Annotated in this window: 22 protein-coding genes; 12 read left to right on the top strand and 10 right to left on the bottom strand. The window is 54.3% G+C overall.

The annotated features are described in order from the left end of the window. Window positions 1-99: 99 nt before the first annotated feature. From HW561_RS04395 to HW561_RS04365, 7 genes are all read left to right on the top strand, one after another. Complete coding sequence (locus HW561_RS04395) at window positions 100-996, top strand: DMT family transporter (RefSeq protein ID WP_176862013.1); 897 nt, start codon at window positions 100-102, stop codon at window positions 994-996. 49 nt (window positions 997-1,045) lie between these two features. Next, on the top strand, window positions 1,046-1,918 hold the full coding sequence (locus HW561_RS04390) for an ATPase (protein ID WP_176862011.1): 873 nt from the start codon (window positions 1,046-1,048) through the stop codon (window positions 1,916-1,918). A 38-nt stretch (window positions 1,919-1,956) separates the two neighbouring features. Then, entirely contained in the window at window positions 1,957-2,874 is a 918-nt protein-coding gene (gene metA / locus HW561_RS04385) for a homoserine O-acetyltransferase MetA (RefSeq protein ID WP_176862009.1), read from the top strand. 40 nt (window positions 2,875-2,914) lie between these two features. Beyond that, window positions 2,915-3,817 (top strand): alpha/beta fold hydrolase, encoded by a 903-nt coding sequence (locus tag HW561_RS04380; RefSeq protein ID WP_176862007.1) that lies wholly within the window; start codon window positions 2,915-2,917, stop codon window positions 3,815-3,817. A 49-nt stretch (window positions 3,818-3,866) separates the two neighbouring features. Further along, window positions 3,867-4,736, top strand: coding sequence for a polyphosphate kinase 2 (ppk2, locus tag HW561_RS04375; protein WP_176862005.1), 870 nt, complete (start codon window positions 3,867-3,869; stop codon window positions 4,734-4,736). Window positions 4,737-4,869: 133 nt separating this feature from the next. Beyond that, window positions 4,870-5,901: a sterol desaturase family protein gene (locus HW561_RS04370; protein ID WP_176862004.1), complete on the top strand. Its 1,032-nt coding sequence runs from the start codon at window positions 4,870-4,872 to the stop codon at window positions 5,899-5,901. 114 nt (window positions 5,902-6,015) lie between these two features. Next, window positions 6,016-6,630, top strand: coding sequence for a TetR/AcrR family transcriptional regulator (locus HW561_RS04365; protein ID WP_176862002.1), 615 nt, complete (start codon window positions 6,016-6,018; stop codon window positions 6,628-6,630). Window positions 6,631-6,639: 9 nt separating this feature from the next. Here the strand turns inward: HW561_RS04365 and HW561_RS04360 are convergent, their stop codons facing one another. The 10 genes from HW561_RS04360 to dctP all read right to left on the bottom strand — a co-directional run bounded on the left by HW561_RS04360 (window position 6,640) and on the right by dctP (window position 16,085). Continuing rightward, on the bottom strand, window positions 6,640-7,698 hold the full coding sequence (locus HW561_RS04360; RefSeq protein WP_176862000.1) for an adenylate/guanylate cyclase domain-containing protein: 1,059 nt from the start codon (window positions 7,696-7,698) through the stop codon (window positions 6,640-6,642). Further along, entirely contained in the window at window positions 7,695-8,063 is a 369-nt protein-coding gene (locus tag HW561_RS04355; RefSeq protein ID WP_176861998.1) for a group I truncated hemoglobin, read from the bottom strand. Before HW561_RS04355 ends, HW561_RS04360 begins: the two co-directional genes overlap by 4 nt. 135 nt (window positions 8,064-8,198) lie before the next feature. After that, entirely contained in the window at window positions 8,199-9,041 is an 843-nt protein-coding gene (locus HW561_RS04350; protein WP_176861996.1) for a glycosyltransferase family 25 protein, read from the bottom strand. A 92-nt stretch (window positions 9,042-9,133) separates the two neighbouring features. After that, the gene (locus tag HW561_RS04345; protein ID WP_176861994.1) at window positions 9,134-10,000 is read right to left on the bottom strand and encodes an urea carboxylase-associated family protein; all 867 of its coding nucleotides are present in this window, start codon (window positions 9,998-10,000) and stop codon (window positions 9,134-9,136) included. Between the two features lie 165 nt (window positions 10,001-10,165). Then, window positions 10,166-10,756 carry a YrbL family protein gene (locus HW561_RS04340; protein WP_176861992.1) on the bottom strand — a complete coding sequence of 197 codons (591 nt, stop codon included), beginning with the start codon at window positions 10,754-10,756 and terminating at the stop codon, window positions 10,166-10,168. Between the two features lie 250 nt (window positions 10,757-11,006). Further along, window positions 11,007-11,795, bottom strand: a complete 789-nt coding sequence (locus HW561_RS04335) for a carbon-nitrogen hydrolase family protein (RefSeq protein WP_176861990.1) — start codon at window positions 11,793-11,795, stop codon at window positions 11,007-11,009. 3 nt (window positions 11,796-11,798) lie between these two features. Continuing rightward, entirely contained in the window at window positions 11,799-12,956 is a 1,158-nt protein-coding gene (locus tag HW561_RS04330; protein WP_176861988.1) for a M24 family metallopeptidase, read from the bottom strand. Between the two features lie 155 nt (window positions 12,957-13,111). Beyond that, a complete protein-coding gene (locus HW561_RS04325) occupies window positions 13,112-14,407 on the bottom strand; it encodes a TRAP transporter large permease (protein WP_176861986.1) in 1,296 nt (431 codons plus the stop codon). 1 nt (window position 14,408) lies between these two features. Then, a complete protein-coding gene (locus tag HW561_RS04320; protein ID WP_176861984.1) occupies window positions 14,409-15,020 on the bottom strand; it encodes a TRAP transporter small permease in 612 nt (203 codons plus the stop codon). A 60-nt stretch (window positions 15,021-15,080) separates the two neighbouring features. Further along, complete coding sequence (dctP, locus tag HW561_RS04315) at window positions 15,081-16,085, bottom strand: TRAP transporter substrate-binding protein DctP (protein WP_176861982.1); 1,005 nt, start codon at window positions 16,083-16,085, stop codon at window positions 15,081-15,083. 337 nt (window positions 16,086-16,422) lie between these two features. Between dctP and HW561_RS04310 the strand changes: the two genes are divergently transcribed. The 5 genes from HW561_RS04310 to HW561_RS04290 all read left to right on the top strand — a co-directional run bounded on the left by HW561_RS04310 (window position 16,423) and on the right by HW561_RS04290 (window position 22,096). Beyond that, window positions 16,423-17,124 (top strand): GntR family transcriptional regulator, encoded by a 702-nt coding sequence (locus HW561_RS04310; protein ID WP_176861980.1) that lies wholly within the window; start codon window positions 16,423-16,425, stop codon window positions 17,122-17,124. Window positions 17,125-17,692: 568 nt separating this feature from the next. Beyond that, a complete protein-coding gene (locus HW561_RS04305) occupies window positions 17,693-18,907 on the top strand; it encodes a tyrosine-type recombinase/integrase (protein ID WP_176861978.1) in 1,215 nt (404 codons plus the stop codon). Between the two features lie 323 nt (window positions 18,908-19,230). Next, window positions 19,231-19,416 carry a helix-turn-helix transcriptional regulator gene (locus tag HW561_RS04300; RefSeq protein WP_176861976.1) on the top strand — a complete coding sequence of 62 codons (186 nt, stop codon included), beginning with the start codon at window positions 19,231-19,233 and terminating at the stop codon, window positions 19,414-19,416. A gap of 464 nt (window positions 19,417-19,880) precedes the next feature. Next, complete coding sequence (locus HW561_RS04295; RefSeq protein WP_328803252.1) at window positions 19,881-20,600, top strand: DUF7146 domain-containing protein; 720 nt, start codon at window positions 19,881-19,883, stop codon at window positions 20,598-20,600. Further along, window positions 20,597-22,096, top strand: a complete 1,500-nt coding sequence (locus HW561_RS04290; RefSeq protein ID WP_176861972.1) for a DUF3987 domain-containing protein — start codon at window positions 20,597-20,599, stop codon at window positions 22,094-22,096. The genes HW561_RS04295 and HW561_RS04290 overlap by 4 nt, the downstream gene beginning before the upstream one ends. Window positions 22,097-22,115: the final 19 nt, after the last annotated feature.

Here is a 22,115-nt window from a genome sequence, read left to right as displayed (position 1 = left end):
TCCCTTTAAAAAAGACAGAGACCCCGCTGAGTCAGCGGGGTCTTTTTTTGCCGCAAGATTCGGGTCGTTTCGATCACGGCAGGATGAAAGAGTGCGCCTATGGAACCTCAAAAACACCTCTCTGCCCGCGCCTGGTCCGAACTTTTTCTGCTTGGTTTGATCTGGGGCGCATCTTTTGTATCGATCCGTATCGCCCTTGACACGATCCCGGTGATGACATCGGTCCTGCATCGTACGTTCTGGGCCATGCTGGCGCTGTGGCTGATCGTTTGGGTTCGACGGCTCACTGTGCCGAGAAAACCAAAAATCTGGATGGCATTTCTGATGATGGGGCTGTTGAACAACGCCATTCCGTTCACCTTGATGGCATGGGGGCAGCTCTATATCGATACCGGTCTGACCGCGATTTTGAATGCAGCGACGGCCGTGTTTGGCGTACTGGTCGCGGCCTTTTTCTTCCGTGATGAGCGGCTGACGAAAACACGCCTTTTAGGTGTCGGCCTCGGGTTTCTGGGTGTTACAATTGCCATTGGCGTGCAGAATTTCACTAGTTTCAGCCTGCAAAGCACCGCCCAACTTGCAGTCCTCACTGGAACGATTTCTTACGCACTGGCCGGGGCTTGGGCGCGGGCCTATTTGTCCGACCTGTCGCCGGTTGTCGCCGCCGCAGGCATGCTGACCGGGTCGACCCTGCTGATCTTGCCCATTACGCTTATGATTGACGGCGTTCCAACGCTGGCACTGCCGGCAATCACATGGGCGGCCATCGGATATTACGCAATCGTCGCAACTGCGGGGGCCTATCTACTGTACTACCGTGTGCTCGCCATGGCAGGCAGTGGCAACCTGATGCTGGTGACCTTGGTCATCCCCCCGGTTGCCATAGTCCTGGGCTCGATTGTCCGGGATGAAGCGCTGCAATCCAACGCCTATCTGGGCTTTGTAGTCCTCGCACTTGGCCTGCTGGTGTTAAACCGATCCAGCACACGTGATTGACGTTGCCCCCTGCCCGATTTAGCAAAGGCAGAAAAGGGGACAGCGGAACATGATCTACAGCTCGGCACAGGACTGGCGCAATGCGGCGCGAAAGAAGGTGCTGTTTTTCGGCATGTCAGGTCTGGGCAAAACTTATGTCTCAAACATCCTGAGGGACTCGGGAGACTGGTTTCACTATTCGGTCGATTACCGGATTGGTACGCGTTACATGGGCGAATACATCATCGACAATGCCAAGGCAGAAGCGATGAAAGTCCCGTTCTTGCGTGATCTGCTGTTGTCGGATTCGATTTATATCGGCTCGAACATCTCATTTGAAAACCTCACCCCTGTCGCTGCCTATCTGGGCAAACCCGGAAATCCTGACCTCGGTGGCCTTGAGATGCCTGAATACCACCGCAGGCAAGAGCAGTTCCGTCTGGCCGAAATTCACGCCCTACTTGATACCGAGTATTTCACCGACCGGGCACAGCGACTGTATCAATATCCTCACTTCATCTGCGACACCGGCGGATCAATCTGCGAATGGGTAGATCCTGAGGATCCCAACGATCAGCTTTTGTCCGAATTGTCCCGCCAGACCCTGATGATCTGGCTCAAAGGGGATGAGGATCATACCGCAGAACTGATACGGCGCTTCGACAGGGCCCCCAAGCCAATGTCTTATCAGGCCGAATTCCTCACCCGCGTCTGGAGCGACTATCTGGATCAACATGGCTGTGCCGAGACGGATGTCGATCCCGATGCCTTCATCCGCTGGACCTATGCGCAGGCGTTGGCCCATCGTCAGCCCAGATACGAAGCGATGGCCCGAAACTGGGGTGTCACCATAACCGCTGACGAGATCAGCAAGGTGCGCGATGCCGGCGATTTCGATGAGTTGATCGAACGCACCCTTGAGACCCGGAGCAATAGCGCCTAACTACCAGTTTTCCCTGAACTCTTCAAAAGCCCGAGACCATGCCAATCAAGATACCCTCAGACCTTCCTGCCTTTGACGTCCTGACCCAAGAGGGCGTCATGGTGATGGACGAGGATCAGGCAATGCGTCAGGATATCCGCCCCTTGCGGATCGGGTTGCTGAATCTGATGCCCAAAAAGATCCAGACCGAAAACCAATTCGCGCGTCTGATTGGGGCAACACCTCTGCAGATCGACCTTTCGTTGATCCGCATGACCGAGCATCGGACTAAGAACACCGCAGCCGCGCATATGGCCGAATTCTACCGCCCTTTTCAGGAGGTAAAGAATCAGAAATTCGACGGGCTGATCATCACCGGCGCACCGATCGAGCATCTAGAGTTTGACGACGTTACCTATTGGAACGAAATCAGCGAGGTATTCGAGTGGACCCAAACGAACGTCCATTCAACCTTTGGCGTGTGTTGGGGTGGAATGGCGATGATCAACCACTTCCACGGCGTCAAAAAACACATGCTCGATGCCAAGGCGTTCGGATGCTTCCGGCATCAGAACCTGAAAGCGGCCTCGCCGTTTCTGCGCGGATTTTCGGATGATTGCGTCATACCCGTCAGTCGCTGGACGGAAATGAAGCAGGATGAGATCGACGGCGCCCCCGGTTTGACCACGCTGCTCGGCAGCGACGATGTTGGTCCTTGCCTGATCGAAGATCCAAGCCACCGTGCGCTCTATATCTTCAACCATTTTGAGTATGACAGTGACACGTTGAAACAGGAGTATGATCGCGATATTGCCAATGGCACGCCGATCAATGTGCCGATCAACTATTACCCCGGTGATGATCCGGCCCAAACGCCGCAGAATCGGTGGCGTAGCCATGCGCACCTGCTTTACGGCAACTGGATCAACGCAATCTATCAAACCACCCCTTTCAACATGAATAACATTGGCTGTTAAGGCGTTGATATCACTTGGCCTGGTCATCCTGAGCCTTGCGATGCTCACTGCATGGCGGAGCGCGCAGAAAGAATCCCGCGCCGAGATCGCCTTTCCCCCTGAGGGTCGGATTCTTGACATAGACGGCATCTCTGTTCATGCGGTCGTTATGGGCGAAGGACCTGATGTCGTGCTGATCCACGGCTCCAGTGGCAACACCCGAGATATGACCTTTGCCCTTGCCCCGATACTGGCGGAACACTACCGCATCATCGTCTTTGATCGGCCCGGCCTTGGTTATTCGTCCAGTTTTAATCCGAATGGGGAAACCATCACAGAACAAGCCGACATCCTGCAACGTGCCGCCGCCGAGCTGGGTGCTGAAAAACCGATTGTGGCCGGGCAAAGCTATGGAGGATCGGTGTCGCTGGCTTGGGCCGTCACCCGTCCCGAGAGTATTTCGGCACTGGTCCTTATCGCCCCGGCTGCCATTCCGTGGGAAACGCCGCTGGATGGTTTCAATCAGCTTGCGTCAACTCCGGTGGGAAATGCGCTCGCCCTGCCCCTGATCACCGCGTTTGTACCAGACTGGTATGTCACTGAAACGCTCGACAAAGTCTTTGCTCCGCAGGCAGTTCCAGAGGGTTACGCCGAGCATTTCGGACCGGAACTGACGATGCGCCGCGCCTCGATGCACGCAAATGCCAAGCAGCGGGCCAACCTTCTGGACGAAGTCACTCAGCTGCAACCTCGTTACGGCGAGATCACGGTGCCCACGGAGATCGTGCATGGTTCCGCCGATGACACTGTTGGCCTGGGTTGGCATTCCGAACGCCTGATTGAGCAAATCCCGGGGGCTGAACTGACCGAATTGCCTGGAATCGGACACATGCCCCAAGTCGTTGCTGCGCCCGAAGTGGCTGCCGCTGTCGATCGCGCAGCGCAGCGGGCGGGTTTGCGTTAAGCCATCGCCTAATCCATAGTAGGATATGGATTTTATCACGAGGTAGCACATGGCCCGGTCCGAAAAAGGCTCCATCGAAAAGTACTATCGCAAGGGCGCACCAGAAAATGTGCGTGACGAAATCAAAAAGGCGAACAAGGGCGATATCCTCAACCCGACCTATCCCTATTCAGAGAAGATGAAGACCAAAGATTACGAAAAGCAGATGCGAGCGCTGCAAATCGAATTGGTCAAAATGCAATCATGGGTCAAGGAGACCGACCAGCGGGTCGCCATCTTGTTTGAGGGCCGTGATGCAGCGGGCAAAGGCGGTACAATCAAGCGGTTCCGCGAAAATCTGAACCCGCGCGGTGCGCGCAATGTAGCGTTGAGCAAACCCTCAGATTCCGAACGCAGTCAGTGGTATTTCCAACGCTACATCCAACACCTGCCCTCAGCCGGAGAAATCGTTTTCTTTGACCGCAGTTGGTACAATCGGGGTGTTGTAGAAAACGTCTTTGGGTTTTGCACACCCAAGGAAAGAGAACGTTTTTTTCGGCAGGTCTTCCCATTGGAAACAGGCTTGGTCAATGATGGTATCCATCTCTTCAAGTTTTGGCTCAACGTCGGGCGTGCCGAGCAATTGAACCGCTTTCTGGCCCGCGAAACGGACCCGCTGAAACAATGGAAGCTTAGCCCGATCGATGTCGCAGGCTTGGACAAGTGGAAGGAATACACCCAGTCTATTTCCGAAACCCTGACACGCTCGCACACCGAAAGCTGCCCCTGGACGATTGTCCGCTCAGATGACAAGAAGCGCGCCCGCCTTGCCGCAATCCGCACCGTTCTGCACGGGCTGGATTACGACGAGAAAGACGCTAAATCCATCGGCGATATTGATCTGAATATCTGTGGGGGACCGGAAATCTGGGACGCGTAATAGCCGAAGCACTTTGTTGACAGAATCCCGACGCCAAATAACACAAGACCGCCTCATTTCCGCCACTCCGCAGTCGTGGACATCCCCCATACTCCTGAATCAAAAAACACACACATGTAGACAGGTGCCTTTGATGATCGAGGACGTACTGGCCACTCTGCGGCATCCCTTTGAATTGTTCTTTGATCCGACAAACCGCTTGTCTCTTTTGCATTTAGGCACAGCGCTCGCAGCAGCAGTTTTCATTTTTTTTCGTACGCGCAACATGCGGCACAGAAGAAATCTGAAGGGGCTTCTGAATTGGCTGCTTCCATGGGACATTCTTACGCACAAATCGGCAAAAGCCGACTACGTGATGTTTTTGCTGAACAAGTCAGTTGTCGGCGCAATTTACGCATCGATCCTGATACAGGTTCCGATTTGGTACAGTGCGGTAGAGAAGATGCTGGGGCCTGCAACCGAAGGGCCGTATGAAGCATCTTGGACTATATCGGCAATCTACACCGTGGCGGCAGTTCTGGCATTTGACGGCGCATTATGGTTGGCGCACTATATTTTTCACAGAGTCCCCTTTCTGTGGGAGTTTCACAAAGTTCATCACTCAGCCGAAGTAATGACACCACTAACAGCATCTCGTATGCATCCAGTTGAGGAAATCTTTGCCTCTCTACTGAGCGCCTGTTCAGTCGGTGTCGTTGTAGCGTTATTGGATCAGTACTTTGGATTCGGTTCGCGCGCGTTTTCTTTGTTTGGCCTGAACATCATTATTTTCGTCTTTTTTATTGCGGCCTTCAATTTGCGCCACAGCCACGTTTGGCTCCAGTATCCTGATTGGGTACAGCATATTTTTGTCAGTCCTGCTCAACATCAAATTCACCACTCAAAGGCCCGACAGCACTGGGACAAGAATATGGGCTTCATATTCGCGTTTTGGGACTGGAGCGCAGGCACACTTTACTCTCCCAAGTCGAAAGAAGACGTGGAATATGGGTTGGGAAATGGAGAAGACGGAACATGGAATGATCCCGTGGCCCTGTACTTTCGGCCTTTCAAGAACGCTTATGCACTCTTCAAGAAGAACCCGAGAGCTGCATTCAGGAGTTCAACCGACGAAGCCCAATCAAAGCAAGACGCCGCACCTCAGAACTCTGCCGAGACAAACTAGGTCACTAGTTCTGAAACAATGGGACTTCGACCCGTCAAGCGTTGGACGAACCATCGCTGATACTCTATTCCTTTGGTCTCAAATATCATTTGCTCAAAGGTGCCTAAGTCTGGAATGACGAAACGCGGTTATCACCATGGAAACCTGAAACAAGCCCTGATTGAGGCCGCATTATCCCTGATCGAAGAAAAGGGTCCAACCGGCTTCACACTTTCAGAGGCTGCAAAGACCGCAGGCGTCACGCCTGCTGCGGTCTATCGTCATTTTCAGGGGCGCGAAGATTTGATCGCCGAAGCGGCGCGACAGGGATTCGAAATGTTCGCCGATCTGATGCAATACGCATACGACAAAGGGCAGCCCTCTGCCCTCGCTGCGTTCGAGGCCACCGGGCGCGCTTATCTGGCCTTTGCCCGGAAACACCCCGGCCACTACATTGCCATGTTCGAAAGCGGGATTTCGCTGAACCGGACGCCTGAACTGTCTCTGGCTGCCAACCGTGCCAAAAGCGTTCTTGAAAAGGCGGCGGCAGATTTATCTCAGCACATCCCACCTGAAAAGCGTCCGCCAGCCTCAATGTTCAGCGCGCATATCTGGGCGATGAGTCATGGCGTGGTCGAGCTTTATGCCCGCAACACCGGCGCAACCTCGCCCTTCCCGCCCGAGGATTTGTTGGAGAGCGGTATCGGCATTTACCTCAGGGGGTTAGGATTGGTCCCGCAGGACGAGTGACAAAGGTCGTCAGAGCCGTTTGCCGCTTTGCAGGACCTTTAGGCCGGATGTGACATTGATCAAACTCATCTCACCCATACCCTTTATTTCGACACGCCCCAGATCTGACACCTGAAATTCGTCTATCAAAGCAAATTTCATTTCCTCCGGCGCCACGATATTCATCGGATTGGCAAAGACTTGCAGCCGTGAGGCTACGTTCACCGCCGGCCCAAAGACATCGTAGACATATTTTTGAATACCCACGACTGATCCAACAGCTGCCCCCATCCCCAATCCGATCCGGGCCTGCCATTTATGCGGATGGCTTTCATTGCGCCGTTCCAGATACCTTAGGAACCGAACCGCACAATGGGCCACCGCCGTCGCGTGATCAGGCGTGGGATCCGGCATTCCAGAAACCGCCAAATACGCATCGCCGATCGTTTTGATCCGTTCACAGCCAAATTGCTCGACGATGCGGTCAAACGCCGTGAAAATATCGTTCAGTTCACTAAGGGTCACTGTCGGGTCGGTCTTGGCCGCGAAATCGGTGAAGCCGACAAAGTCCAGCATGACCACAGACACCTGCTCATACAGCTGCGGCGTGACGACACCAAATGTCTTGAATTCTTCGTACACGGCCCGCGGCATCAGGTTCAGCAATAACCGTTCAACCCGCTCCTTTTCGCGCTCCAGTTCGCGCGTGTTACGCTCGACCATGGTTGAATAGCTGTCGATCATACTCTCCAGCTCGCGGATGCGTGTGATGTTCTGGCATTCGATGATCAGCACCTGATCGGATAGGCCATTGGCCAGCGATACCGACACTGCAAAAATCAGCGTCCGACGCTTCGGCTTGATCTCTAACTCCACCGAATAACGCAGACCGGACTGTTTCACATCCTCAAGCTCTTTGGGATCCAGATCGGGTAAATAATCCCGCAGGGTTCCACCCTGATCCGGTGTGCCAAACCATTCTGCGAACGGTCCATTGTGAAAGATGAATTGCAGATCCGACGCCCGTACAACTGCCACGCCAACACCAATCGCACGTAACAGTTGCTCGTTGATGGCAAGGATGCTCATGCAGCATCCCGGGCGACGATGATGGACCGTTTTCCTTCGATCGCATCAAGGGCCGTTTTAACGTCCCTATCCGACATGCCATGTTGTTCCAAAGCGTCGCCAAACAACGCAGCCATAACGTCAAAATCCTGGTGCGAGATTTTGAGGTGCCGATGAACGGCTTCGATCCGATCATCACTGAACGATGCCGGACCACCAATCAGCGACGACACAAACTTGGTTTGGTGGTCAATCAAGCGTGGCATATCAATATCTTCGAAATAGTCGCCGATTTCATCCGATTCCAACGCCATTTCATAAAATGACATCACCACCCGGCTGATCGTTTTGAACCCACCATATTTTTCATAAAGCGTCTGTGTCACACCAATACCCGGGCGTTGTTTCTACAATAACACTATAACTCTATATCAAATCGGTATTTTTGTTAACGCTTATGAGGTTGCCGGGAGAACTTGGCTGTCAGGATACCCTTACAGTTGTAGTGGGTTGCGTGCCGATCAGACTTGCAAATCGTCAGCACAGGGTATGAGTCCGACGAAACCACCCTGCTCCAACAACCGGTTCTGAGCTCCCATCCGCCAACCCAATTTACGGCGGGCGGCGTGCAATTCGCGTCTTACCCGGAACCAAAGCGGTCCTTTGTCCAATCCACTATTGGTCTGCTCGTCTTGCGTTCGCTCGCTAGTCTTAACCAGATCTACCGCCTGTTCTTGTTGTCTGGACCAAATCATTTGCACGCAGACTGCCGGGAAAACCTGATACATACGCCAGTCCGGGCGTGGGATTGTGATGAAATCGTCCAAATGATCCGAATATTCCCGCGACCAATTCAGCAACTTACGACAACCTTCCCGGGACACGACATAAGCCGCCGCACTTGGCGCCATCTCCAGCATCGGTCGCACGGGAACGCCGCAGATCGTCTGTTCAGGACCAAATCGTAACGAACGCGGCGCATAATCCAACTTCACAAAGTCATAACTAGACGGCTCCTGCAGGACGGATCGAATGACGTCCCCTGCCCTGATGGACATTTCCGCGTCATCTTCAAAAACGACCGCAGCCCGCAAATCTTGATCCAGAACGTGCTGCCAGACTGCCCGATGGCTTTCAAAACACGCAATTTCGCTTTGAAGCAGCCCCCAGCGGCTACCGGTTCCGGGCACATATCCACTCTGATCCAGCGCACCGGATTTGCGTCCATCTATTGCGCTAAACTGATTGGCGCCGGCCAGCCCAGCTTTGGTGAACTGCGCCTCCATAAATGAGCGCCTTTCAGGGACTCGATCCAGATTGATATAGAAGATCCCTGTTCCCGGTCGCAGATCGTGATCACCCACATTCGGTCCTTTCCTTCAGCCCGGCCAGATACGCTCAGCCTCAGCGGAAAATCAACCCGGCTTTATGGGCGGACCTATTAAAAACAGAACGATTAACTGGTGCCATGAGTGCGGTCATAGCCAGATGCAGCGGGTTGAACATGGGTCGCCCGCGCGGCCTCACCGGGATCGTATACCTCGATCAACAATGGATAGCAGGCTGCCGTATCCGATGAATGCTCGGACGAGCAATCGCCACCGGGACACGCAGAGATGCCGACAACAAGGTCGATCTCGGCATAAAACTCAAGATAATCTCCGGGGCGCACCGGGCTGGCCTTCATAAAGTACTGGCCGGTATCCCGCGTGAAACCAGTGCACATGAACACGTTCAAAACGTCATGCACATGCATCTCAGCTTCGTGCAATGGCAGACCGCAATGACCGGCCAACGCACGCGTCAGGTTGGAATGACAGCAGTAGTGATAGTTGTCCCCCGATAGCAACCGCCCGGTATATGGATCGCATCGCGTGCCGATGACGTCATGCACCGATCCGCCGAATTCATCAAACCCATACCAGTCCAGCGTATCGCTGACGATAGTTGCCATTGGGCGCATATTCGGAAAGCTCGACCACATTCTGTCGCCGGTCGACAAGTGCGTGCCATGCAGCGCGCGGGTCTTGCCCGAATAGAACCGCTCGGTCAGATCATGTTTGTTCCACAGGTTCAGATCCCCGACCTGCGCGCCCTCGACCGAAACGATGCGGAAAAATGCCCCTGCGGGTACGTCTACGCAGGCTGCGTCACGCGGAGCGGCTGTCACCTCGGCTGATTTCACAGCGCTTTGCCGCACCTCTTCCAGTCTCTTCAAATCGGGTGGATCAAGAGTGTCAGGGGGATAGCAGATAACCGGTCGAATGGCCTTTCTGTCAGCGGCATCCTGAGGCCGCGCGTAGTTCGGGTTTTCAAGCTTCACGATAACACTCCGATCCTATGACCTTAAAGGAACCTAACTGCGCCAGAGTTAGAGCAATTCTGACCACAGCGCCATCCGCGCCTTTGCCATCAATAGCTCATCAATGATCAATGAGAACGTTGGGCAGGTAAATCAATTTAACTATTGATCGCGCTCACTTCGAGGTCATCCAGCCATACGCGCGCGTCGTCGCGCCATGGATTGTCTAAAGGCCCAGTCGCTGAACACCGTCAAAGGAAATAATACGCGTTCACCCAACCCGTCGATCACCACCAATCGACCGCCTCTCTCCTGGGCGCGGACGATGTTTTCCAACCCCATGTCTCCGACAACAATTCGGCCCCGCTCAAGATCATCCAACAGCTCCAGCAACTCTGCGCGCAATCGCTTGCCGCCTTCGGGATTACCAGCCTGCGCCATCATTTCGGAATGCAGCGATGGTGCCAGATTTCCATCCGGCCCGGTCATTTTTTCCACAACGAGGGCTGGCCCCAGGGATGTCTGTTCATACCCCATGAACCGAGCCAACCGCTCAATCTCAGGACATCCGCGGTTCAGAGCGGCCAAATACTCATTCGCCTCGCGTTGCCATTGTCGCAGATTACCGTATCTCCATTCTGAATATCGCCGAATGAAATGATTTCGTCGGGGCTCATCGCATCTGACTTTCAGCAGCGCGCGGTCCAGCTCAGGGTGCTGGAAAATCTGATAGTTTTGGCTTTTACGCAGCGGGGCGAGGCCGTCCAGTTCAATCATGTTTTTCAATTCTGTCCTGTCTGCTCAAACGCAGGAAACCACCAGTATGGGCAATATATTACTGCCGCCAATCTGATACAACGCAGTCGGCCAGTCATGCAACATCATTGCAGCAGACGGACCCAAAGCGTTCATACAGGAAGTGAAAATGGCGGAAAGGCCGGCAGAAATGGGCCGCTCCAGCATAGAAAGTCTTGAACCTGAAAGCCCCGATCCCGCATCGCTGTTGTATTGACACTTGTTGGTCAGATCATACCCAAGGCAAATGCAAGCGATCTTTGTGATAAGGAAGGCGTGTTTGGGCCGTGGTGACTGCTGATTTTTCTAGTTTTGCGGAAATGACTTCCGGGTCTGTTCCAGCGCGGGCCAGATCTGTGCCGTTTGGAGCGACAAGGCAGCTTCCGCCGAAGAAATCCATGCCATTTTCGTGGCCTGCCGAGTTTGCATAAGCGATGAAGACACCGTTTTCAAACGCACGCGTTGGCACAACTTTTTCAGAGACAACACCCCATTGCGCACCCAATGCAGTTGGGACCACAACCAGATCAGCGCCCTGCAAGGCAACGTGGCGCAGGTTTTCCGGGAATTCGACGTCATAGCAGACAAGCATCGCGACGCGAAATGCGCCAAGGGTGAACAGATCACATCCAGCGCCGGGGGAAAAGTGATCCCCCTCAAAACCGGGTGGCAAAATAAGCTTGCGGTGGTGGCCGATCACCGCACCTGTTTTGTCGATGCATTGGGCGCTGTTGAAGTACGCCTCACCCTGACGTTCGGAATATCCATAAAGGATGGCGGTGTCGTATTCTGCAGCCAGTTCGGAAATGGCCTTGGCGAAGGGACCATTCGAAGGTTCTGCATGGTCCACAACCGCACTGCCGATGTGATAGCCGCTTTGAAACAACTCCGGCAGGACGATCAAATCACAAGCGCGATCAATTTGAGACACCAAGACCTGTTGCAGCCAAGTCAGCCGCGCCTGCGGACCGTTCAGGTCCGCAGGGCTTTGAACCACTGCAATGTTGAGTGTTTCGGACATTCCTTATCCCTTGCTGAGCAGGATTTCGCGTGGGTACTGCGTGATGTAATCCGCGCCGGTTTCCGTCACAACAATCGAATCACCGATCCGCCCAGCCGTTACGCCATCCACCGAAATGCCACCATCCACGGCAAAAGTCATTCCGGGTTGCAGAACGGTCTTGTCGCCCTCTTTCAGCTCTGGCGCCTCAAGGTAGGCAACACCGATGGACCGTCCGGTACGATAGCCGGTTTCATAACCACGCTCGCGGTAGATTTCGTTGGCAGCAGCCGCAACATCTTCGGCCAGAACACCCGGGCGAATGGCGGCGATGGCTGCTTGTTGTGCGTCGATCGCCGCCAATTGCACCTTGCGGTCTTCGTCTTTGACGTCTCCGATGTGGAACATGCGGTCAAAGCCAAGCTTGTATTGTTTGAACTGCGCCATGTTGCAGAAGCAGAAATAGACCGGGTCGAACTTCTCGAATGTTTTGACGCTGGCGCGACGGTGGACCATCGACGCATCCTTGCCGCTTTGCAGGATTTGCAGGTTGTGGATCATGGGGGACACAAACCGGTCCCAGCCTTTGTCGGTCAGGAAGTCCGCCGCGCGACGCGATCCAGCGTCGATTACCGCCAAGGCGGATTCAAACTCGCGACCGCCTTCGACAAGGCTGTTATGAGCAGCAGCCATCATCGCGCCTGCGATCTGGCCCGCTTCTTTCATCACACCGATTTCAAACGGCGATTTGACCGTGCGCATTGCGCCCAGAACGGGTGAGATATCCTTGAGCGCTACACCGGGATAGGCTTCATCCAAGTGATTGCGCACAATGGCAGGAACCGAGCCTTTTTCGATCCAGATTTCCGACGGGTTGTCGCCAAGAGCACCGGCCAGAGCACGGCCCCAGGTGCGTTGCCCCATATCTTCCCAGACGCGCACATCTTCGACCCAGGTCATTTCCGCGACCATTTCGGATTCCATCAGCGGCGTGATGACAACAGGCGCGTCTTCGACATCCACGACCAGCATAGTGGGGCGTCCAAATTCGATCCCGAGATACCCCCAGAACCCTGCCAGATACGCGATGGAGCTCTCATCGGTGAAAACGGCCTTACGAATGCCTTCGTCTTTCATACGAGATTGAAGGATTTGGGTGCGGATCTTAGCTTCTTCAAGCATCGGAGATCTCCTTTTGTGAAAGTTTGCGTAGGTGAGCTGTGGTATTCATTTTCCAGACAACTAAGCCCAACCGGATCACATTGACCTTTGAAAGAGGTATAGAAATCCGAAAGGGTGTCCCCTCGCCCGAAGGCGAGGGGAACGAGGGATATGCACTATCCAAGAAGGCTTGGCAGGAACAATGCAACCGGTGGAATGAACGTCACGATAAAGACCATCGGCAAGTGGCCAAACACCAGGAACTTCATCGTTGGGTCGACATAAGTTGACAGCGGTTGTTTGGTCACACCTCCCGCCATGTACAACAGCGGCGCGCAGGGTGGCGAGATATTTCCCAAACCCAGATTGGTGCCGACGATGGCCGCAAAATGGATAGGATCCAAACCGATTTTCTGTGTGACGGGCAACAGGATAATTGCTGCCAGAACTTCGCCGGAGACATCGTCAATGATCATGCCCATGATCAGAAGCAACAAATTGATCAACAGCAGGATGACGATCTTGTTTTCCGATATGGACAACAGAACGCCGGCAAACTGCGTCGGCACTTTGGCCAGGATCATACCGCGGCTCATGATGAACAAGAAGAACAGCACCATGATGATCGAGCCCGTCAGGCGGGCCGCTTCAACGGTTGAGTTGAACAGGTTGTCAAAGGGCAGCGTCCGATAGATCAGCACGCCAACGATCAAGGTGTAAACCAGCGCCACGGCGCCCGCTTCGGTCGGGGTGGCGATCCCGCTATAGATACCACCCAGAACAATGACGGGCATCAAAATGGCAAGGCTGGCCCGTTTGCCGGTCTTGGCGATGTCGCACATGGTATCGCGCGGCGACAAGGGCTCCTCGACCGTGATGGTTTCGTTTTTGCGCAGGAACCAGAAGTTCAGGCCACAATAAATCAGTGCCAACAACACCCCCGACCCCATGGTCGCAAGGAAACACTTGGCCACAGATTCACGGATCGCAATGGCAAACACGATCATCGGAATACTGGGTGGGATCATCAGCGCCAGAACCGACGACACAGCCACAAGCGCGGTTGCGTGTCCGGGCGGGTACCCTTCCTTGATCATGCGGGGCACCATGATCTTGCCGATTGCGGCAATCGCCGCCGAGGCAGACCCAGAAATGGCGCCAAACAAAGCACATGTCAGGACCGTTACTGCACCCAAACCACCTTTGAATCGCCCGACGAAGGAATTTACAAAATCCAACAGGCATTCCGAAATGCCCGACGCACCCATCAAGGTGCCGGACATGATGAACAGGGGAATAGCCAACAAAGAAAAGGCGCTGACTTGCGTATAGCCAAATCCGGTATGGAATGAAGTATCCGTACCAAGCAGAGCCCCATAAGCCAGCGCGCCGACGCCAAATGCAAATCCAACCGGAACTTCGATCAACAGCAGTAAAACAATCAGCAGGATCGCGACAAAAAAGAATGCCATCTTACTCGCCTCCCTTTCCGGTAAACAACGCACGTGCCTCGAGGAAGATCTGCAACATCATGTAGAAAACCATCAGACCAAGGCCAAAGATCATGCTGAAATCCCAAAGGTATTTCGGCAGGCGCATATAAGAACTTTTACGGTTCACCTGAATATTGAACGACGCAAAGTCGTAACCAAATTTCAGAAAAACCACGAGGGCGACCAGACAGATGATCGAGCCCAATAGGCGCAAGCTGAGGAGAACTGTGCGGTTGTGTGTCAGCAACGCCATCACACCACCCTCGATGTGATCCCGCTCGCGCGAGCAATAGGCCATGCCGAAAAAGTAGATCCAGACAGCCAGCATCGGTGCCATCTCTTCCATTCCCAGAAATGGCAGAGAAATGACGTAACGCATGAAAACCTGCGCCGCCATCAACAAACCCAAAGAGATCATCGCAACAAACAGGATGACCCTCATGAGCCACGCAAGCTTGGCTTCAAGGGCATACACCCACCCCAGCGAACGGTAGACGGACGCGTCACCATTATCGCTGGTTGGAACCGGGACAATCGGTTCAGGCACATTGACGTCACTCAGGCTGTCAGTGTGCAGTAACTCCTTGGACATGACCTTCCTCCCAGACATGCAAATGCGCGCGGGATGAGACCCGCGCGCATTATAATCAGGTTATTCGACGCCAGCGGCGGCCTTGATCTGACCCATTACTTCGGCGCCCAGGACGCCTTCCATATACGGGTATTCAACGGCCACAACTTTTTCGCGGTAAGCTGCCAGTTGCTCGGGGGTCAATTCGATGACCTCGATGCCGGCTTCTTCGATTTGCTCGAACCACTTGGGGCTCTCGGCTTCGGCGTTTTCCCAGGCCCATGTCACAGCTTCGTCCGCTGCGGTGCGAACCCAGCCTTTTTGCTCATCGCTCAGACCTTCAAACCACTGTTTGTTGGCGGTCCAGAATGTGTGCTCAAAGTTTTCACGGGTAAAGACATACGCGTTGAGAACATCTTTGAAGAGCAGCACTTCGGATGGCGGGGAATAGGCCCGACCATCAATCGCGCCGGTTTGCAGCGCTGTATGCACCTCAGAGAACGCCATTGGAACAGCCGAGAAGCCGGTCGCCTGATAGCGTTCAATCGCCATCGGCATGCCCGGAACCCGCATTTTGAAGCCTTCGGCATCGGCAGGAAAGTTCACCGGTGTGTCAACGCCTTGGCGCACGACAAAGCCGGTAAAGTCGGTCGGGATCGTGCCCAGAAGAACCATGTTCAGGTCGCTCATGATGCCGTTGTAGACATCCATCATCACCGAACCGGGGCCATAGATTGCGCGACCGGTTTCCCAGTCATTTGCGACATAGCCCAGAACCGAAACGTCCCAACGCGGGTCGAGTTCGGAGTGGTTCCACGACATCGTCATATGCGCCGCACCTTGTGCGACCTGCTCGACAATCGAAGTCCAGTCGCCGAGATCGCCGCCGGGGTGATAATCAACTGTCATCGTGCCGCCGGACAGCTCGTCCAGACGTGCCGAAAACCGCTCGGAAACCGAGTGGAAAATATGCTGCGTGTCCATAACGTGGCCAAGAATGATTTCTTCAGCCTGAGCTACGGACGTGGTCGAAAATGCAAGCCCAAGCGCCACGGCACTGGTCTTGATCAGGGTATTCAATCGCATGAAGTCTCCCCCCATGTTGATGCGGAACTAAGGCGAACCTCCGCGTCGGAAATCGATTCGAAGTGCGCCAAAATAGTCACTAGGTGTGTACAGCTAGTATGTCATATGGTATAGAATATGCAAAATTCTCACATTATCCCGACACATGTATACACCTGTGGATCATGCCGATATTGAAAATCTACTTGGGAACGAAGTGTCGCATGGGCGAAAAGGAGGCTGGTATTTTCTCATGGAGCAGAGAAAAAGGCAGCGAGTTCCGAGGGTCAATGGCAGGAAAACCTTAAAACGATCACCAAATTCCACTAACAACGTTATGTAACTCTCGGAGAATGACATGGAAAATCTGGATATCGAATTTACTCCGGATAGTTTCGGCGAGCGAAAGCCGTCGGTCGGCATCATGCAATCTGAGATTATTCGGCGTATTTGCTTTCGAAAATACCCCCCTGGCAGCCAACTGAAAGAGGCAGAGCTGGCTGCGGAGTTCGGGGTCAGCCGTACTCCGGTTCGGGACGCCATAAGCCGAATAAAACACCTTGGGCTGGTGGAAACATGCAATGGCGTAGGCACCGTGGTTATCGAGCTGTCGGACGAACAAATTCGCCATGTTTATGAAATGCGCATGCATCTGGCGACATTGTTTGGCTCAATGTCAGCAAAACCGATCAGCGAGGCGAACAAGGCCTGCGCCAAACAGCTCTTGGATGACAGCAAGGCGCTTCAGCAACAGTTTTCACCCAAGCGGTATATTGAACTCAATCACCAACTGCACAATCTGGTGACGGATTTGATCGGCAACACTCTTTTACAGTCCTTCTGGCAGCAATCCTACTATCAGGCAGCCAGTACATGGTATCGGATTGCAACCCTGGCAGAGGCAGACGCGGCGACAGGACTCATTCTCGAATTGAACGAACTAAATGATGCTCTTCAGCAAGGAGGGTTATCTGAGGTGGGCTTCGTGCAGCGAATTCACATTGGATATGGATTTCAAAGGATTAAGGAGCATCTACTTGCAGCGGATGCTGACGAGTGACGGCACAACATGCTCATCGGAAGTTCATGTTCCTATTGCACAGAAGAGACGGACACCAGGCGCCGCGCAACGTACCTTAAGCGGCAGCTATTAACCGCGATGTGTAAGTTTCCTGCCGCTCGGATTTGCGGTTGCAGCGACCGGCAGCCAAGTGGCCTCTAAGCCATGGCAAGAGCGGACTCGTCGATCCATCCTCCAATAACAGGCCTCTCGAACGACAGCGCAAAAAGTCGACGTGAGCGTCGCTGACTCCATTTGGTCAAAAATGCGGTCATAGCTTTGTTCAGGTGGGATTTCGTGCCAAGCCGCTCAATTCGGATTTTGTATACTTGAGGGATTGATTTTAACTGCAGTAAGAAAAATTCAAAACAAATACTTACATACAGTAAATGGCGGAGAGACAGGCAGCCATTCGGTGTTCCGGAGAAGTCTTCTGTAGCCCCATAAGATCAACTTAATAAACAGTTTTTTTCCACTTTAGTGTCCCAAAAGGTCTTGTGAATTCCAATGAAATCCAGCACTGAATGGGGGATAAGATGGTGGATTAGAATACGGGGCACGCAACTTTATGGCAGCAGGCAAACCACTCACAGCAACCTTTGTCAAAAACATCTCCAAGCCTGGCAAATACTTCGACAACAGCCGTATGGGTCTGTTTCTACGGATCGACAATGATGGTCGCAAGCATTGGGTTCAGCGGATCGTGATTTCCAGCAAGCGCCGAGAGATTGGCCTTGGGAACTTTCCGCTTGTGACGCTATCCATGGCGCGGGAGCAGGCGGTCAACAACAAGCGCAAAGTGTATTTGGGTGGCGACCCCCTTGCCGACAAACGCAAATCCCGAATGGACACCGGCTTTGCAAGCGTTGTTGAAAAGTATCTGGACGCAAAACTTGCAGAGTTCCGAAACGAAAAGCACAAGAAACAATGGCGCGCGACACTCGACACATACGCTATTCCCGTGATTGGCCACATGGCCGTAGAGAACATTGACGTCACAGATATCGTGTCGGTTCTCAAGCCGATCTGGGAAGAAAAAACCGAAACCGCCAGCCGCTTGCGCGGACGTATTGAAAAGGTCTTGTCCTGGGCGACCGTGAACGAAATGCGGATTGGGGATAATCCGGCCCGGTGGAAAGGCAACTTATCGGAAATTCTGCCCAAACCTAGCAAAGTTGCGAGCGTGAAGCACCACCCCGCTTTGGCGCAGAAGGATACCGGGCGTTGGTGGGCTGATCTGGCGAGCCGGGATGGTATGTCGATCAAAGCCTTGCAGTTTGCAGCGCTCACCGCGTCACGCTCTGGCGAGATACGCGGCATGACCTGGGACGAAGTGGATTTTGAAGCGGGACATTGGACCATTCCGGCGGCGCGCATGAAGGCACGGCGTCAGCACCGCGTCCCATTGACCAATTCCATGATTGCCCTGCTGCAAGGGCTTCCGCGCCTTGAGGGTTCGACTTACGTGTTCTTTGCCGCCAAAGGTGGCATGTTGTCGGATATGGCGCTGTCATCCGTCATGCGGAAGATGCACAAGGCCAATCTTGAAAAAGGCGGCTCAGGCTATTTTGACGTCAAAAGTGGTTCACCTGCCGTGCCGCATGGGTTGCGCTCAACCTTCCGCGATTGGGCTGCTGAGGAAGGGTATGACCACCATATGGCAGAGCTCGCGCTTGCGCATAACGTCGATAGCATGGTTGTTCGCGCCTACCGCAGGACCGACGCATTGGAGCGCCGACGCAAAATGATGGGTGCCTGGGAAATTTTCCTGAAAAAAGAATAAAGTAAAATCAGTCGCTTAGGATTTCCGTCCACAAAACCTGCATTTTCCATGATTTTCCTACACAGTCCCCCAATACTCTACGCAAGGCTTTGTTAAAAAAGCGTTTTGCACTCTTCCTGGCGGTGTGTTGGCAGGTGTTTCTCGCTGTGCTTATTCGGACTTACGCGGCGCTTACAGGCAGTAGGCGCTTCGTGTCGGCCCCGATGCGCCAACACCGGAACCGACGGGAAGTTAGGAATTAGAGAAATCCCTGCCTTTCTCGATACTGCCGACAACAGTTCGCGTCAAAAGAAATGGCGCGGCGCTCGAAGAGGCAAATTGAAATGCACGACAAAATCTATCGCAGGCCAGATGTGGAAACCCTGGTCGGCCTTTCCAGGTCAACCATCTACGCAATGATTGCAGACGGTACATTCCCCAAACCCATCAAGCTTGGAAAACGCGCAGTCGGCTGGCGTCAGTCCGAAGTTTTGTCCTGGCTTGATAGCCGCGCAAGCGAGGTGGTGTGACCAATGAACGAAACTCTGCAAGCTATTGCTACCACGCAAAAATCAGACCATCGGGAAACCTCTGACTTTTACAAAGGTGAATTGTTCCGCCGTGGCCGTTATCGCGTCGCCGTGTGCAGGGATGACCTGCAATGGCTCTTCCAACAACGTGTAACACTAAAAACCTGTGTTGGAGCGCGGTGGCGGACTTTGGGTTACTGCACCACTCGAAATTCCCTATCGCGACTCCAGCACAAGTTGGAGGGCGTCCCGCTGCCCGAGATTGCCGCTCTTCCGGAAGCATTCAGGACCGGGGGCTGGAACTGATGGAAGCGGAGGTCATAACACGCGCATTGGGTGGGCGTTGGTCCGGACGGTCTGGCGTTGCCTGTTGTCCGGCTCATCAAGACCGCTCGCCAAGCTTGAGCATCGCGAACGGGCGCACAGGTCAGCTTTTGCTGACTTGTCACGCAGGATGCAGCTTCGTGCATGTTCTGGACGCGCTCAAAGGTTTGGGACTGGCGGGCGACCGACAAGAGGTCCTGCCGCGTGATGGAGAGATTGAGCGCAAACGCCGCGAAATAGAGCACCTCCACAACCAACGTCGCGCGGATATCGCTCGATCTGTTTGGCAAGACGCAGGGTCGGTTCACGGAACTCTAGCCGAAACCTACCTACGCAAGCGCGGCATTACATGCCCATTACCAACCAGCCTGCGTTATCTGGATACGTGCTGGCATCCATCGGCCAAAAGGCTCCCGGCACTCATAGGCCGGGTCACAGGTAGCAACCTGGATGCGTTGCATCGCACATACCTGTGCAGCGATGGCACGGGCAAATCCAAGTATACCCCGAGTAAGGCTATGCTCGGGGCAACCAAAGGTGGCGCGGTGCGGCTTACCCATACCCCGGGTAGGCTCGTGGTAACGGAAGGGATCGAAACCGGGCTGTCGCTTCTTTCCGGTCTGATGGGTGGCCCCTTGGAGGTTTGGGCGGCCCTGAGCGCAAACGGCATGAAGGCTTTGCGACTGCCGGATCACCCTGGCGATTTGGTAATTGCCCCGGATGGGGATGCTGTTGGGCGCGATGCGGCGAAAGTGTTGGCGCAGCGCGCTTATGCCTTGGGGTGGCGTGTTTCTCTGCTGCCCGCACCAGACGGATATGACTGGAACGACGTTTTGACCGGAAAGGTGAAGGCTCAATGACGATCTATCCGAGAGAAGAGAGTTTTTCGCTAGACTGGCCGGAACCGGCATCGCGGTTTTTGCGGGATGAACGCGCGGCTGCACCAAAGCTCCCACTGGAAGAGGTCTTTGGATCGAAGTGGGCGCAGTGGATCACGGCGGCAGCGGAGGCCAAATCTTCGCTACCAGATTACGTTGTAGCGGCATTGCTGGCCGTTGCCGGGTCATTGATCGGAAATACCCGCTGGGTCTCTCCCTGGGCAGGATGGTCGGAACCGCCGATCCTGTGGACGATTGCGATTGGTTTGCCGTCCAGTGGGAAATCCCCTGGATTGGATGCGGTGTTAGCGCCGCAACGCAAGGCGGAACGAGAAATGCGAAAGAGCGCCGAAGGCGAACTTGCTCAATGGCGCGAAGCGGCAGAGATTGCCAAGATTGCCGAAAGCACCTGGAAGGAAGCAACCAAGGCCGCAATCAAGGATGGTTCCACGCCGCCCGAACGGCCCGACGCGGCCAATCCTGGTCAAGAGCCGTTTCTTCCGCGTCTGTGCGTCGCTGATGGCACCGTAGAACGCTTAGCGGTCATTCTGGAAAAGCAGGCACGTGGGACATTGGCGGCACGCGATGAACTGGCCGGGTGGCTGCAAGGCATGACGCGTTATTCCGGGGGTGGGTCGGATCGACCCTTCTGGCTCGAAGCTTATGGGGGGCGTGCCTATACGGTCGAACGTATGGGGCGTGATCCCGTATACATAGACCGACTGTCCATTGGCGTTGTGGGCGGCATCCAACCGGACAAGTTGAACGGATTGCTGATGAACTCCGATGATGATGGCCTGTTGGCGCGGTTCACGCCGATCTGGCCTGATCCGGTTCCAATCAAGCGCCCGCAATCCACACCGGACGATGCGTTTATCGAACGAGCGATAAACAGGCTTTTGTCCCTACGTATGGTAACAGACGAATTCGATGTCACGCGGCCTTGGCTCATTCCCTTTACGGAAGAGGCCCGCGACCGGCTCGATACGTTACGTAGCTATGTAAGGGATTTGGAGGCTCAGGCAGACGGGTTGCTGTTATCTTATATAGGCAAGCTCCCGGGGATGACCATTCGTCTCGCCCTGGTGCTGTCTTACCTGGATTGGGCGACCGGCATTGACGAAGAGGCACACCAGGTCAGCGCAGAAGAGTTTGATCGGGCAGCGATGTTCATCAAATCCTATGCTTTGCCAATGGCACAGCGCGCTTACGCAACCGCGTCTCTGTCCAAAACCGAGCGTGCCGCACGTCGGTTGGTGGCCGTGATCCGGGACCTAGGCTGGGAGCGCTTCACGTCGCGCGAGGTCTTGCGCTTGGATCGGTCGGGATTGGCAACAGCAGGTGATTTAAATCCGGTTATCAAGGCATTGGAAGAAGGAGATATTGTGCGAATGATTGAGCAACCAGCGAGCCCAAATGGGGGACGTCGCTCTCGTCTCTACATCGTCAATCCAGTGATCCACCAGGCAGGCACGTGAAAAGGCTAATGACAAAACC

This window comes from Ruegeria haliotis (assembly GCF_013377785.1).
GTDB lineage: Bacteria > Pseudomonadota > Alphaproteobacteria > Rhodobacterales > Rhodobacteraceae > Ruegeria > Ruegeria haliotis.
The sequence above is the reverse complement of the archived record's forward strand: the minus strand, read 5'-3'. Positions and strand labels throughout refer to the sequence as shown.